This is a genomic window from Neobacillus novalis NBRC 102450 (assembly GCF_001591805.1).
GTDB lineage: Bacteria > Bacillota > Bacilli > Bacillales > Cytobacillaceae > Neobacillus > Neobacillus novalis.
This window is the reverse complement of sequence record NZ_BCVP01000012.1, coordinates 225188-239343: the sequence shown is the minus strand read 5'-3', so window position 1 is coordinate 239343 and position 14156 is coordinate 225188. Positions and strand designations below refer to the sequence as shown.

Here is a 14156-nt window from a genome sequence, read left to right as displayed (position 1 = left end):
CAGAGCTTTGCTTCACATCATTCATTGTCCAAAATTGTATATCAAGGTTAAGCTGGGCTCTACTGATTCGTTTATGTGGCGCTCCGCCCCTTTACCAAAAGGCAGCGAGTAAATTTTATTCGCTGCCTTTTCGCCTCTTTAATGACTGATCTCGCTCTCGAATAACGTCTGTTCTGTCCCTTAGTTTATGGCGATGAATGAGGCTCATATTCGTAATGTCACTTCCTTGCCCCCAAACCAATCCAGCGCTGGCAGAGGATTTTTTACATACTTCTAACAAGACTGGGTCACAGATTGGTAATTCAAAGCTGGTATAGGCAGCTTCTGTATCAATTAGCGATAATCGTTCTGATAACAATTTGTTAAGCTGCTGTGTATCTAAACCAAGATTGGCCGGCGTTTCAAAAATCTTTAACGCTTTTTCTAATGTTCGTTTCGCCCCATTAAAATTACCTCTGCGGTGATGATAAGTAGAAACGGCTAATAGAATAAGTCCGACCCAGCTGGAATCTTTGTTGCCGGAATCTGTCTTTTTCCATAATTCTTCAAGTACTTCATGACACTCAAAATAATCTCTGTCACCATGAAAATGGGTTAAAAATTGAATGTATTCTTGCGGATACATATAATCCCCCTAATAAAGTGGTTTATATCCAGTTTATCACACACGGGCCAATTCATTGGTTAAAAGGCATAAAAAAACCCGTCAGGATAGACGGGTTTCCTCTTATTCTAATCAATATTGTCAGTCCTCAGGTGGGACTGTGCTAACTATGCAGGTACTTCCGTATTTTTTATATTAATAGACCCAGGAAGCCCCAACGATAATTAACAAAATGAATAGAACAACGATTAATGCAAAACCCGCTCCGAAACCGCCATCCATATTTATTCCTCCTAAAATGTTTTGTTCTTTTCCTTGTCATCATATGTAAGAAAATTGTCCATTGTTATGGGCAAACATCACGTTTTCGTAATAAAGCCCCTCTAGGGTTATTTTTCTATTGGATAACCTAATTGAATCCTCTATACTATTTATAGTCGCAGTAAATAAGTAATCAATTAAAATTTTTTTAGAATTTTGGTGAGAGATAATGCCGTATCAGGTGAAAATTGATGCGTTTGAAGGGCCGCTAGATCTGCTGCTCCATTTAATTAACCGGCTCGAAATTGATATATATGATATTCCAGTTTCTCAAATTACGGAACAATATTTAATCTATATTAAAACAATGACGGAGCTAAAACTTGATGTCGCAAGTGAGTTTTTGGTAATGGCTGCTACGTTGCTTGCGATTAAGAGTAAAATGCTTTTACCAAAGAATGAAGAGGTGTTCGCTGACGAGGACCTGGAAGTGTCCTTTGAGGACGATCCTAGGGATGAACTTGTTGAGCGTTTAATAGAGTATCGGAAATACAAAGAGGCTGCGCATGATTTAAAATCAATGGAAGAAGAGCGCGGCTTAATGTATACAAAACCACCAAGCGACCTATCGGATTTTGCAAAGGGGCTTCAGCCTGGAAAGTCAGAGTTAAATGTCTCTCTTTATGATATGCTGGCTGCTTTTCAAAAATTATTACGACGAAAGAAACTTCAGCGCCCCATGGCGGCCAAAATTACCCGCCATGAAATATCAATTGAAACAAGAATGACGGAAATAATGGATGAATTAAAACAGCTTAAAGGGCGAAAGAATTTTAATGATTTATTTCCCTTTCCAGCCAAGGGTCATAAAGTCGTTACTTTTTTGGCCGTTTTGGAGCTGATCAAAAGGAAAGAAATTGACGTCTGGCAGCAAGAAAATTTTGGAGATATTTATGTAGAAGCTTTTTAAAGGAAAGGATAGATTTGGTTGGATATTATTAATTGGTCGAGCATTATCGAAAGCCTTTTATTTGCAGCTGGTGATGAAGGGCTTTCGTTAAAGCAATTAGCAGAGGTCCTAGATGTAGACGAGCTAAAGGCTAGTGAAATCATTGAGGATTTAAAAAAAGAATATGACCGAGATGACAAAAGAGGAATCATGGTTGTCCAGCTGGCTGGTACCTATCAGCTTGCAACCAAGAAAGAAAATGCGGTCTATTTAAAGAAGCTGGTAGATTCCCCGCATACATCGACTTTGTCTCAAGCAGCTTTAGAGACGTTGGCAATCATTGCCTATAAACAGCCGATTACTAGAGCGGAAATTGAAGAAATTCGCGGTGTGAAAACAGAGCGGCCCTTACATACACTAATATCAAAAGTGTTAATATCAGATGTCGGCCGGGCGGAAGGCACCGGCAGAGCTTATTTATACGGTACAACGAAAGAGTTTCTCGATTATTTTGGTCTAAAAAGCTTGAAGGAGCTTCCACAGCTCCCCGAAAAAGTGGAAGATGAATATATTCAAGAGGAAGCCGATTTATTCTTTTCTAAGTTTCAGGAAACGATTAATTCTTAATCTTCAAACGACAATCAAAATTTATGTTAAAATAAGTATATGTTTTTAAAATGGTTTTTACTGTCATAAATGGAATGAGCATTTCGATAAGGAGCGGGATTAAGTTGCTAATTAAAGAGTGTAGAGGGTTTGAATTAGAAAAGGAACAATCAAATACTTCGGAGGACTTTTTTAACCGGAGTGAGGTTACGTTTACCGAGGACGGCGAGGAAAAAACACTTCACGTTCTTTATGTTCGTTATTTTGATGAAATTATTCAGGAATTTACTCCGTACGAACAAAACTCAATCATGCTTCAAGACGGAAATGAGGTCCAGTTCAAGGATATCGTGGCACTTGTCTGCCTGTTGAAAAATCCTGGTTTGCGCAGACGGAAGCGCCTCTATATCAATTCCAAGTATGAGTTTGCATCCTATTTTCAAGATATTAATTTTGATAAACTGCCTGAAATATTTCTAGCTCTTAAACAAAATAAAGGTTATCAGCTTCGTTCGCCGCTTGAGTTTATCATGCAGCCGAAATAAGAAAAGCGGAAGCGGACGTTTAGCAGCGTATGAAGTGGAGCTAGACGAGGGGGGTAACGATGGGGAATAGGTTAGTAAATTCACAACTAAACGATGTAAAAGAGTTTCTAAGTAAGACTATTACAACTTTAGAGGACTTCCTTAATGAAACAACAATAACAAAGTTGATTGAAGATATCGAGGATGACCGGACCTATACGAAGTTAATCTTTGCAAATTTACGTAGACTTATCGTGTATAGTGAGGAAGGCTTGGATGCCTGCTCGATTATTTTGCAATGTGAACCTTTTCAAAAAGCGGCAGCGGAAAAGACGCTGTACAAAATTTATCATCAATGTATTGAAGAGTTTTTCTCACCAAAGAATGATGCCTGGTTTGAAGACAGTAGGTCCGCCTACACAGGCAGGAATTCCATTAAGTTTTATCGAAATGTCCCGGCTAGCATAGCCCGTCTGCTAAATAGTCTTGAAGGTGAATTCCAGCGGATTAGAGAAGAACTTGAGTATTATGAAACAGATTACCGGACAAAAATGATTCAAACAAAATAATCTTTCGAAATGGCTGTCCTTTTTAACGGGGCAGCCTTTTATCCGTTCTTAAAAAATCTTAGCTATCATACCATTTAGGTAGACTACCAAATTCAAGCGGTAAAACAGCAACGGTATGGGGGGGTAAGATGGATCGGTTTAGTCGATATGTCCATGATCTATTTGAATGGAATGAGCAAATGAAACAGTTTTTAAATTCTGAGAAGGTTAGCCAAGACTCTGAGCTTTGGGAAAAGCTTGATGATTTTGCCGAACTGATTGAAAGCACAGACCGCGACTTATCAAATGAGGAGCTCCTATTCCTTCAAACAAAAGCTGAGCATATCCATGAACATTTGGAAGATTATTTTAAAAGAAAACAAGAAAAAGGGATTGGAGCCATTTGGGTAGTTGAAAAACATATTCCACCAGGTGGTCATTCGCTCCCAGAGCTTCCTTACTCCTCTAATGGATTAGAGCCCTATATATCAGAAGAAATAATGAAACTGCATCACGAGAAGCACCACCAGGCCTATGTTGATGGGTTAAATAAAGCTGAACTTAAGCTAAAGAAAGCAAGGGAGACAAATGATTTTTCATTGATAAAGCATTGGTCTAGAGAGCTTGCCTTTCACGGGTCAGGGCATTATCTTCATACGATTTTTTGGAAAAACATGAGCCCAAATGGCGGTGGAATGCCTAGTGGCCTCCTTAAAGAAGAAATAGACCAATATTTTGGCAGCTTCTCCGCTTTTAGAAACCAATTTTCAGAAGCGGCTAAACAAGTTGAAGGTGTCGGCTGGGCCCTTTTAGTTTGGTCATCAAGGGCAAGACATTTAGAGGTATTACAATCGGAACGGCATATGCTCCTGACCCAGTGGGACACGATCCCGCTTCTTGTCCTCGATGTTTGGGAGCATGCCTATTATCTCCAATACAAAAATAACAGGGCTGAATACGTGGACAAATGGTGGAATATTGTTAATTGGCATGATGTTGAAATGAGGTTTGAAAAAGCAGCCGACATTAAATGGCCGGCACTTTAATAATGGATAGCTCCTAATTTAAGCATGCGACAGCCGTCGGATGCTTTCATTTTTCTTGCCGCTAAACGGGCGCTTCCGCTTTTATTTTTAGGCATATTAGACCTTGTCCCGCATAAAATTGTACAAGGATAAATCAGTAAAGAAGGGGACGAGGTAAATCTGATGAGAATGATTTCAAAGTCAATAATTTTTTTCCTCATGGTCTCACTATTCATTGCAAACATTCCTCAAAAGGTGGATGCTTCCCTTGGAGTAAGTGCTGCTAGTGCTGTCCTAATCGAACAGCAATCTGGCCGCGTCTTGTTTGAGAAAGATGCCCACACAAAAAGGAGAATTGCCAGTATAACAAAAATCATGACCGCCATTCTCGCAATTGAATCGGGGAAAATGAATCAAACTGTTAAGGTAAGTGAAAAAGCAACTCGTGCAGAAGGGTCATCCGTTTATTTAAAACCAGGGGAAAAAATCAAGCTAAACGATCTCGTATATGGCTTGATGCTAAGGTCTGGAAATGATACGGCTGTAGCGATTGCCGAATCCGTCGGCGGAAGTGTCGATGGCTTTGCCTATTTAATGAATCAAAAGGCAAAGGAAATTGGGATGTACAATACCCATTTTGCTAATCCTCATGGACTTGATGATCATGAAAATCATTATTCAACCGCCTATGATATGGCCATCCTGATGCGCTATGCCATGAAAGATAAGACCTTTCAAAAGATTTCCGGCACTAAGGAATATCATGCACCGAATCCAACGGAAAATTGGGACCGCGAGTGGAAAAACAAAAATCGCCTGCTGTCAAAATACAAATATTGCACTGGAGGGAAGACAGGGTTTACCAAACGTGCGAAAAGAACGCTAGTCACAACCGCGACAAAAGGAGATATGAGTCTGATTGCGGTAACCTTAAATGGGCCTGATGACTGGAATGATCATATTTCCATGTACGAAAATGGGTTTAAAGGCTTCGACATGTTTGAAGTAGTCTCGAAGGGGAAAATTGATATAGGCAAAAACAATGACTATGAAAATCATTTGTACGTGAAAAAATCAATTGTCTACCCTGCGACAAGCGCTGAAACAGACTTGTTTTCAGTAAAATATAAGGTATCTAAGGCCGAGAAAAAGTGGTCTTCTTCTAAGAAAGCCGAAACAATTGTTGGCAAGGCAGCCGTTTATTTAGATGGCAGGGTGGTCGAGGAAACCCCGATTTACTATGAAAACGAGCCTGAAAAGAAGAAAGGATTGTTTCATTTTTTTAAGAACATTTTCCTAGCAGTTATCGGTGTGAACGTCAATGGTTAATTATATCTGGGCGTTTTTGGCGATAGTGGGGATTATCTTTGGGCTGTTCAATGGAACAATGGAGGAAGTGAACAAGGCCATATTTGATGGCGCGAAGGAAGCAGTCACACTTTGTATCGGTTTAATTAGTGTTCTTGTCTTCTGGCTGGGAATGATGCGGATTGCTGAGGAGTCAGGCCTGCTTGAACGACTGTCTAAATTATTTCGCCCGCTAGTAAAAATCATCTTTCCTGAAGTCCCAACAAACCACCCGGCGATGGGCTATATTTTATCGAATATGATTTCAAATATGTTTGGATTGGGAAATGCGGCTACACCACTTGGTATTAAAGCAATGGAGGAACTGAAGAAACTAAATGGCGGAAAAAATTCTGCGAGCAGGTCGATGGTCACCTTTTTGGCAATAAATACTGCGAGCATAACGATTATTCCTACTACTGTCATTGCGATTCGCATGAACTATAATTCAGCTTCGCCTACCGAAATTGTCGTCCCAACCATCATTGCCACGATTATATCGGCAATAGGGGCGATTCTGATAGACCGTTATTTTTATTATCGCAGAAGCCGTAAAGGATGATAAAGTATGCAGCTAATCTCGGTAATTTCATTAACTTTTATCCCTTTATTAATCGGATTTATTCTATTATATGGAACATTTAAACAAGTCCCAACCTATGAAAGCTTTGTTGAAGGTGGAAAAGAGGGAATAAAAATAGCGGTATCGATCATTCCGTTTCTAGTGGGAATGATGGTTGCAATCTCCATCTTTCGTGCCTCTGGTGCATTGGACGCCTTAATGAATTGGATTCGCCCCCTAATGAATTCGCTATCAGTGCCGGCAGAAATTGTCCCATTGTTAATCATTAGGCCAATTTCTGGAACAGCCGCACTTGGAATGACAAGTGATTTAATTGCCGTCCATCATCCGGACTCGTTTATTGGCCGGCTGGCATCGGTATTACAAGGAAGTACGGATACGACCTTTTATGTATTAACCGTCTACTTTGGAGCAGTTGGAATCAAAAAAATGGGCGACGCCCTTAAAGTCGGGCTGCTTGCTGATTTAGTCGGAATAGTTGCCGCCATTGTCGTGGTGGCACTAGTATTTGGAACAAAATAAATAGAAAACAAGAAAGTAAGTTCTTTAAATTAGAGAGCTTACTTTTTTCTTTATGAATAAAAATCCCGTTACTTTGAAAAGTGGAGAATTTGTGTCATAATTCATTAGAATAGTAAGATGAAAAGGCTTTGAGGGTAAATAGGGGATATTCCTATTTATAAAGCAGCGTGAAAAAAAGTCAACTTGCATATTCGGAAAAATTTTGAGGTGAACTAAATGGAAAGATTGCAAAAAGTGATTGCTCAAGCTGGGATTGCATCCAGAAGAAAAGCTGAGGAACTGATAAAAGAAGGCAGAGTAAAGGTTAATGGCAAGGTCGTTACGGAACTGGGTGTGAAGGTTACTTCTTCCGATAAGATTGAAGTAAATGAAATCCAAATTGAGAAAGAAGAACCGGTCTATTTTCTTTTATATAAACCAAGAGGGGTCATTTCAAGTGTCAGCGACGATAAAGGGCGGAAGGTCGTTACAGATTTCTTTTCAAACTATCAAGAAAGAATTTTCCCTGTTGGACGCCTGGATTATGATACATCAGGATTATTGCTGTTAACGAATGATGGGGAATTTGCCAATTTACTGACGCACCCTAGCAATGAAGTTGAAAAACTCTATGTTGCCAAAGTCAAGGGAATTCCTTTACGGGAGAGCCTAAGAAAACTAGAAAAAGGAATTCGGCTGGAGGACGGGAAAACAGCACCAGCCAAAGTGAAAATGCTTTCAGGAGATAAGAAAAAACAAACGGCAATTGTTGAGATTAGTATTCATGAGGGCAGGAATCGGCAGGTTAGAAGGATGTTTGAAGCGATAGGTCATGAAGTGGTGAAATTAAAGCGTGAACGATATGGATTTTTGACATTGAGCGGTTTAAAAGCTGGCGAGGCAAGGGAACTAACTCCGCATGAGGTTAAGCAGCTTAGGGCGTTAGCAATAGATAGATCTAAAAAAAATTCATAGAATCGTCACAATTAGTTTCTCTCATAAACACTATATAGATATTGTAAAATGATATAATTTAGACAAACTGTGACAGCTGATTTACTGGGGGGTTCTGTATGAAAAAACGGCGATTAGTAATAAGAACAATCATTTTGCTTGTATTAGGTGCTGCCGTTGCCTATACGCTTTATGCGAATTTTACAAAAGATAATAAACAAAAAGTGGCAATTGGTGAAATGGCGCCTGATTTTGCCCTGGTTGATATGCAGGGAAACAAGCATCGTCTTTCAGACTACCGGGGACAGGGCGTATTCTTGAATTTTTGGGGAACATGGTGTCCTCCTTGTAAAAAGGAAATGCCCTATATCAATAATCAATACCATCAATATAAAGACAAAGGAGTTCAGGTATTAACGGTTGATATCGATGAATCCGCACTCGCCGTGAATCAATTTTCAGACCGCCTCAAGCTTGATTTCCCAATTATGATTGATACCAATAAGGATGTCATGAATGTGTATGGTATTGAACCGTTGCCAGCAACATTTTTAATTGATAAAAATGGCAAAGTGGTTAAATATCATAAAGGCGAGCTGACTGAAAACACAATTAGGGAATTTATGGAGAAAATAAAACCATAAGGGTGCAGGGAGTTTTTTGGAATGAAAGATGTGAAATGTGAATGCGGGCACGTGAATCCACATGGAACCGTGTTATGCGAAGCGTGCGGTAAGATATTGGATGAGCGGGAAAACAAAGATCAATTACTGGATATGCGCTATGAAGGCAGTGCACGCCGCTCACAAACCTATAATAAAACGATTGTTGATAAAATCTGGAATTTCTTTTCGTCTGTAAAGGTTGGGGTCTGGCTGATTGTCCTTACTTTACTTGCATCAATCCTAGGAACCGTCCTTCCGCAGAAAATGTATATTGATCTGCCGCCGGAAGTGTACTACAAACAAGAGTACGGTTGGTTTGGGGAATTATATTACCGGCTGGGATTTCATGATTTATATGGCTCATGGTGGTATTTATTATTAATAGCAATGATTGGAATTTCGCTCGTCATTTGTAGTCTTGACCGCGTTGTCCCTTTATATAAGGCGTTAAAAGTACAAAGAGTAACCAGGCATGTTGGATTCCTCAAGCGCCAGCGTCTATTTGGAATCAATACCGAAATAAATGATAAAGACTTACATTTAGTGAAGGAACATTTAAAGGAAAGACGTTACCATGTTCGCGAAGAAAATGGCGATTTATTGGCGGAAAAAGGCCGATTTTCCCGCTGGGGCCCGTACATAAACCATGTTGGTTTAATCATTTTCTTGTTCGGGGGCATGCTTCGTTTTATACCGGGAATGTTTGTTAATGAGAACTTATGGGTGAAAGAGGGGGAAACCGCTGCTGTCCCAGAAACGGGAGAAACATTTTATCTGCAAAACAATCAATTTATTTTGCAGCACTATGATAAAGACCAAAATAAAACCTTTGAAAAAGCCCTAGAACGTGCCGGTGATGTGGTGAAAAATTACCAATCAAATGTTGTCCTTTATAAACGGGTTAGCGATAACCTGCCTGGGGAAAAGCCAAAGCTTGAGAAGGTAAAGGAATATAAGGTTCGTGTAAATCACCCGCTCGACTTTGAAGGCTATTCGATCTTTCAAGCCTCATTTAGAAGTGAGCTAAAATCAATGAGCTTTTTCTTGGCGAATAAAAACACCAACCAATCTGTTGGTGAACTGGAAATTGATCTTCAAGATCCAAAAGAAACGTATGATCTTGGAAATGGCTATGCAGTGAAAATTCTTAATTATTTTCCAGACTTTGAATTCGCCAAGGACGGCGAGCCGACAACGAAAACGCGAGTACCCAATAATCCAGCTTTTGTCTTTCAGATGATTTCACCGGAAAAGCCAGAGGGTGAAACGAGTTTTGTTGCCATCAAGCAGACAATTGAGCCGTTTGGCGATAATACGTATAAGATGGCATTTAAGGGGATTGAAACCAAAAATACCTCAGGATTTATCGTTCGCAAGGATTCAACGTTATGGGCGATTATTTTGGGTGGAATCCTGTTCATGATTGGTGTTATCCAAGGCGCCTACTGGAACCATCGCCGGATTTGGATCCAACAAAAAGATGGGCAGGTCTGGATTTCGGCACACACGAACAAAAATTGGTATGGCCTTAAACAAGAGATTGAAAAGGTTCTAAGGGATACAAAACTAAACATCCCAGAAGATCAGCAGCAAAGTGAAAAGACGGACAAGGAGGGGATTTAGTTGGCATCATTAAGTAGTAATTTACTGTTTATTGCTTTTATTCTTTATTTAGTTGCAACCCCATTCTATGGGGGAGCGATAAAATCAAAGAAGGAGCTTAATGAAAATAAAGGAACTAACAAATGGGGTGTTATTGCTGTAGCTTTAACAATTGTTGGTTTTATTGCGCAGCTAGGGTATTTTGTTACTAGATGGATTGCATCAGGACACGCTCCAGTAAGTAATATGTTTGAGTTTACAACGTTTTTTGGGATGGCGCTTGTAGGTGCGTTCATTGTTATTTATTTTATTTATCGGACTTCTTTGCTTGGATTATTTACAATGCCTGTGGCCCTTTTAGTTATCGCCTATGCTAGTATGTTCCCAAAAGATATTTCTCCATTGATTCCAGCGTTACAAAGTTATTGGCTCCATATTCATGTTACAACGGTAGCAATTGGAGAAGCCATCTTGGCAATTAGTTTTGCAGCCGGTGTGATTTATCTCGTCAAGGCGATTGATCAAACAAAATCGAGCAAGCGAACCTTTTGGCTGGAAGCAGTGATGTTTTCGTTAATAGCCGTACTAGGATTTGTTGCTGTTTCAACAATATTTTCAGCATCAGGATATCATGAAACATTTAATTGGACAGATAAACATGGGAAGGTAAATGTTATGGAATACACCATGCCTGCCATAACCGGACCACATGAGGGAGAATTACTGACTAAAGAGGGCTTTAAACCCCTAGTCGAAATGCCGGCAATCATAAATGCCAAAAAATTAAATACCGTTATTTGGTCATTAATGGCCGGTTTAGTCCTATACGGCTTAATTAGATTAGTCTTACGGAAGCGAATTGCCGCAGGACTAAAACCGCTCGTGAAAAACATTAATCTCGACTTTGTTGATGAAATTAGTTATCGATCCGTGTTAATTGGTTTCCCAGTATTTACTCTCGGAGGGCTGGTTTTTGCGATGATATGGGCACAAATGGCGTGGTCCAGGTTCTGGGGCTGGGACCCGAAAGAGGTTTGGGCATTAATCACTTGGTTATTCTATGCTGCCTTTATGCATCTTCGTCTCTCCAAAGGCTGGCACGGAGAAAAATCGGCATGGCTTGCTGTAATCGGTTTTGTTATTATTATGTTTAACCTTGTTGCCGTTAACCTGATTATCGCCGGTCTGCATTCTTATGCTGGTTCTTAATTTCCGGCTGAACTAACTTTAACCATATAGCCTTCACTTTCGGATAAGTGAAGGCTTTTTATCAAAAAAAGAAAATACTTTATTGTAGATATTTGACTTTGTCGAATTATTGACACTTTTTATAGGGGTAAATACCACGAAAAGATAGCAAAAAACTATACCATTTTGTAAAATAAACTCTATGGGGGGATTAATAATGGATCGAGACGTGAAAATTTTAGTAGTAGATGATGAGGAAAGAATTCGCCGTTTATTAAAAATGTATTTAGAGCGTGAAGAGTATACAATTGATGAAGCAGAAGATGGAAACGAGGCTTTAATCAAAGCAACAGCAAATGATTATGATGTCATTTTGCTCGACTTAATGATGCCTGGTAAGGATGGAATTGAAGTTTGTCGTGAGCTAAGAGAAAAAAAGGCAACTCCGATAATCATGTTAACGGCAAAAGGTGAGGAAATCAATCGTGTTCAGGGCTTTGAAGTGGGCACAGATGATTATATTGTCAAACCATTCAGCCCACGTGAGGTTGTCTTACGAGTTAAAGCGCTGTTAAGAAGGGCATCACAAACAAGCTATCTGCAAACAGAAACAACAACGAAAGATGTCATTGTATTTCCACATTTGACAATTGACAATGATGCCCATAGGGTAACTGCTGATGGCAAGGAAGTTAGTTTAACGCCAAAAGAATATGAATTGCTTTATTTCTTGGCAAAGGCCCCGGATAAAGTGTTTGATCGTGAACAATTACTGAAAGAAGTTTGGCATTATGAATTTTTCGGTGATTTACGGACGGTTGATACCCATGTAAAACGTCTGCGTGAAAAATTAAACAAGGTTTCCGAACAAGCCGCAAGAATGATTGTAACGGTTTGGGGAGTCGGCTACAAATTTGAGGTAGTTAATGAATGACCTTTTTACGAAGCGTTGTAGGTAAACTTTGGTTTACCATCCTTTTATTAGTTTCATTCATCCTGTTTATCTTAACAGTCATGCTGCTTGAGTTCTTCCAAAATTATAATATCCAACAAACCAAGAAGGACTTAACCCATACAGCTGAAAAAATTGCCCATGTCCTAGAAGTACATCCAAACGATAAATTACCGCTTGGTTTAGAAATATCTTGGGAAATTATCGATGATGTAACTAAAGTCGTCATAGTAAAAAATGATGATGAAATCTATTACTCTCCGAATACAGAAAGTGCGAAAAAATTATCGCTAGCAGATATTAAAAGTGATCCTGAATTATCAAAGGTGTTTCGCAAAAACACAACGGTTGAAAAGGTTTCTGATTTATCGGCTAATGATGGGATGAGAGGCACCAATTATTCAATAATAGGTGTTCCGCTACATCTGCCAGGTGAAAAAAATGGTGCTGTATTTATTTATCAATCCTTAGAAGTGATGCAGGAGACCACACATTCAACGACAAAGTTTATTCTGCTTGTTGCGGGTGTTGCCATTATTCTAACAACTATTTTTGCCTTCTTTCTATCTACACGAATTACTGCACCGCTTAGAAAAATGAGAGAGGCTGCGTTTGAAGTGGCGAGAGGGAAATTCGATACGAAGGTTCCTATCCTTACTCATGATGAAATTGGCGAGCTGGCAACGGCCTTTAATCAGATGGGCAGGCAGTTAAAGTTCAACATGAATGCCCTCAGCCAAGAAAAAGAGCAGCTTGCCAGTATCTTAAGCAGTATGGCAGATGGAGTCATCACCTTTAATCGGGATGGAACAATTTTAATCACTAATCCTCCTGCAGACCGATTTCTCCAATATTGGTATTATGAAAAAGATGGATTTACAAAGGATTCGGAGGCTATCCCATCCCAGGTAATGGAGCTTTTTCAACAAGCTGTTGATACTGAAAAGGAGCAAATTGGTGAAATTTCACTTCAAGGCCGGCATTGGGTCATTTTGGTGAGTCCTTTATATAGTAACCAGTTTATCCGCGGTGCTGTAGCTGTCTTAAGGGATATGACGGAGGAAAGACAATTAGAAAAGATGAGGCAGGATTTCATTGCCAATGTTTCACATGAACTTAGGACACCGATTTCTATGCTCCAGGGCTATAGTGAAGCGATTGTAGACGATATTGCTGAATCACAGGAAGAAAAGAAGGAAATGGCAAAGGTCATCTATGATGAATCATTACGGATGGGCCGGCTGGTTAATGAACTTTTGGATCTGGCACGGATGGAAGCTGGACATTTACAATTAACCTCGGAAGAGATAGATCTTGCGCCATTTATCAGCAGGATTATTCATAAGTTCCAAGGATTGGCAAAAGACCGTGACATTCAGTTGGATGCTGAAATAGAGAAGGTAATTTCTTCTGTTTCGTTTGACCCTGATCGGATTGAACAGGTTTTAACAAATTTAATTGATAATGCGATTAGGCATACCCCAAGAAAAGGGTCAGTTAAGGTTACGATTACTTCAGAAGATAATGGCATAAGGATGGAAGTAAAAGATTCTGGCTCCGGTATCCCAGAGGAAGATTTACCGTTTGTTTTTGAGCGCTTTTATAAAGCAGATAAAGCAAGGACAAGGGGGAGAGCTGGTACCGGGCTCGGGCTTGCGATTGCAAAGAATATTATCGATGCACATCGAGGCCATATCTCGGTTCAAAGTAAAGTCGGGATAGGAACGACATTCTCCTTCCTGCTCCCTCGAAAAAAGTAAGATTTACAAGTAATTTGCCGATTGTTCTTGATTCACGAGGAACAATTAAAGCTCATCCATTAGGATGAGCTTTTTCCAATAATCCTC

General features: G+C 39.7%; 16 protein-coding genes. 14 read left to right on the top strand and 2 right to left on the bottom strand.

Annotation, left to right across the window (positions count from 1 at the left end):
- Nucleotides 1-115: 115 nt before the first annotated feature.
- Nucleotides 116-625 (bottom strand): DUF309 domain-containing protein, encoded by a 510-nt coding sequence (locus BANVL01_RS11530; protein WP_066089455.1) that lies wholly within the window; start codon nucleotides 623-625, stop codon nucleotides 116-118.
- 174 nt (nucleotides 626-799) lie between these two features.
- Nucleotides 800-886, bottom strand: coding sequence for a YjcZ family sporulation protein (locus tag BANVL01_RS26735; protein ID WP_101650965.1), 87 nt, complete (start codon nucleotides 884-886; stop codon nucleotides 800-802).
- Between the two features lie 208 nt (nucleotides 887-1094).
- On the opposite strand from BANVL01_RS26735, the gene BANVL01_RS11525 reads away from it, so the two are divergent.
- The 14 genes from BANVL01_RS11525 (at nucleotide 1095) to BANVL01_RS11460 (ending at nucleotide 14069) form a co-directional block, all read left to right on the top strand.
- Nucleotides 1095-1835 (top strand): segregation/condensation protein A, encoded by a 741-nt coding sequence (locus tag BANVL01_RS11525; RefSeq protein ID WP_066089452.1) that lies wholly within the window; start codon nucleotides 1095-1097, stop codon nucleotides 1833-1835.
- An 18-nt stretch (nucleotides 1836-1853) separates the two neighbouring features.
- A complete protein-coding gene (gene scpB / locus BANVL01_RS11520; protein WP_066089449.1) occupies nucleotides 1854-2441 on the top strand; it encodes an SMC-Scp complex subunit ScpB in 588 nt (195 codons plus the stop codon).
- A gap of 104 nt (nucleotides 2442-2545) precedes the next feature.
- Nucleotides 2546-2965, top strand: coding sequence for a hypothetical protein (locus BANVL01_RS11515; protein ID WP_066089446.1), 420 nt, complete (start codon nucleotides 2546-2548; stop codon nucleotides 2963-2965).
- Between the two features lie 59 nt (nucleotides 2966-3024).
- Nucleotides 3025-3513 (top strand): YpuI family protein, encoded by a 489-nt coding sequence (locus BANVL01_RS11510; RefSeq protein WP_066089443.1) that lies wholly within the window; start codon nucleotides 3025-3027, stop codon nucleotides 3511-3513.
- 128 nt (nucleotides 3514-3641) lie between these two features.
- Complete coding sequence (locus BANVL01_RS11505) at nucleotides 3642-4538, top strand: superoxide dismutase (protein ID WP_066089439.1); 897 nt, start codon at nucleotides 3642-3644, stop codon at nucleotides 4536-4538.
- A gap of 162 nt (nucleotides 4539-4700) precedes the next feature.
- Nucleotides 4701-5846: a D-alanyl-D-alanine carboxypeptidase family protein gene (locus BANVL01_RS11500; protein WP_156482262.1), complete on the top strand. Its 1146-nt coding sequence runs from the start codon at nucleotides 4701-4703 to the stop codon at nucleotides 5844-5846.
- Nucleotides 5839-6426 carry a nucleoside recognition domain-containing protein gene (locus BANVL01_RS11495; RefSeq protein ID WP_066089436.1) on the top strand — a complete coding sequence of 196 codons (588 nt, stop codon included), beginning with the start codon at nucleotides 5839-5841 and terminating at the stop codon, nucleotides 6424-6426. Before BANVL01_RS11500 ends, BANVL01_RS11495 begins: the two co-directional genes overlap by 8 nt.
- Before the next feature lie 6 nt (nucleotides 6427-6432).
- Nucleotides 6433-6969, top strand: a complete 537-nt coding sequence (locus BANVL01_RS11490; RefSeq protein ID WP_066089433.1) for a spore maturation protein — start codon at nucleotides 6433-6435, stop codon at nucleotides 6967-6969.
- A gap of 216 nt (nucleotides 6970-7185) precedes the next feature.
- Entirely contained in the window at nucleotides 7186-7923 is a 738-nt protein-coding gene (gene rluB / locus BANVL01_RS11485) for a 23S rRNA pseudouridine(2605) synthase RluB (protein WP_066089429.1), read from the top strand.
- A 98-nt stretch (nucleotides 7924-8021) separates the two neighbouring features.
- Nucleotides 8022-8546, top strand: coding sequence for a thiol-disulfide oxidoreductase ResA (resA, locus tag BANVL01_RS11480; RefSeq protein WP_066089426.1), 525 nt, complete (start codon nucleotides 8022-8024; stop codon nucleotides 8544-8546).
- A gap of 21 nt (nucleotides 8547-8567) precedes the next feature.
- Nucleotides 8568-10190, top strand: coding sequence for a cytochrome c biogenesis protein ResB (gene resB, locus BANVL01_RS11475; RefSeq protein WP_066089423.1), 1623 nt, complete (start codon nucleotides 8568-8570; stop codon nucleotides 10188-10190).
- Entirely contained in the window at nucleotides 10191-11378 is a 1188-nt protein-coding gene (gene ccsB / locus BANVL01_RS11470) for a c-type cytochrome biogenesis protein CcsB (protein WP_066089421.1), read from the top strand.
- Between the two features lie 196 nt (nucleotides 11379-11574).
- Entirely contained in the window at nucleotides 11575-12291 is a 717-nt protein-coding gene (locus BANVL01_RS11465; protein WP_066089418.1) for a response regulator transcription factor, read from the top strand.
- Nucleotides 12288-14069: an ATP-binding protein gene (locus BANVL01_RS11460; RefSeq protein WP_066089415.1), complete on the top strand. Its 1782-nt coding sequence runs from the start codon at nucleotides 12288-12290 to the stop codon at nucleotides 14067-14069. The genes BANVL01_RS11465 and BANVL01_RS11460 overlap by 4 nt, the downstream gene beginning before the upstream one ends.
- The last annotated feature ends 87 nt before the right edge of the window (nucleotides 14070-14156 follow it).

Excerpts from the sequence above, each read along its gene's own strand:
- BANVL01_RS11530 (WP_066089455.1), bottom strand. The coding sequence starts at position 625 with ATGTATCCGCAAGAATACATTCAATTTTTAACCCATTTTCATGGTGAC.
- BANVL01_RS26735 (WP_101650965.1), bottom strand. The coding sequence starts at position 886 with ATGGATGGCGGTTTCGGAGCGGGTTTTGCATTAATCGTTGTTCTATTC.
- BANVL01_RS11525 (WP_066089452.1), top strand. The coding sequence starts at position 1,095 with ATGCCGTATCAGGTGAAAATTGATGCGTTTGAAGGGCCGCTAGATCTG.
- BANVL01_RS11510 (WP_066089443.1), top strand. The coding sequence starts at position 3,025 with ATGGGGAATAGGTTAGTAAATTCACAACTAAACGATGTAAAAGAGTTT.
- BANVL01_RS11505 (WP_066089439.1), top strand. The coding sequence starts at position 3,642 with ATGGATCGGTTTAGTCGATATGTCCATGATCTATTTGAATGGAATGAG.
- BANVL01_RS11500 (WP_156482262.1), top strand. The coding sequence starts at position 4,701 with ATGAGAATGATTTCAAAGTCAATAATTTTTTTCCTCATGGTCTCACTA.
- BANVL01_RS11495 (WP_066089436.1), top strand. The coding sequence starts at position 5,839 with ATGGTTAATTATATCTGGGCGTTTTTGGCGATAGTGGGGATTATCTTT.
- BANVL01_RS11490 (WP_066089433.1), top strand. The coding sequence starts at position 6,433 with ATGCAGCTAATCTCGGTAATTTCATTAACTTTTATCCCTTTATTAATC.
- rluB (WP_066089429.1), top strand. The coding sequence starts at position 7,186 with ATGGAAAGATTGCAAAAAGTGATTGCTCAAGCTGGGATTGCATCCAGA.
- resA (WP_066089426.1), top strand. The coding sequence starts at position 8,022 with ATGAAAAAACGGCGATTAGTAATAAGAACAATCATTTTGCTTGTATTA.
- resB (WP_066089423.1), top strand. The coding sequence starts at position 8,568 with ATGAAAGATGTGAAATGTGAATGCGGGCACGTGAATCCACATGGAACC.
- BANVL01_RS11465 (WP_066089418.1), top strand. The coding sequence starts at position 11,575 with ATGGATCGAGACGTGAAAATTTTAGTAGTAGATGATGAGGAAAGAATT.
- BANVL01_RS11460 (WP_066089415.1), top strand. The coding sequence starts at position 12,288 with ATGACCTTTTTACGAAGCGTTGTAGGTAAACTTTGGTTTACCATCCTT.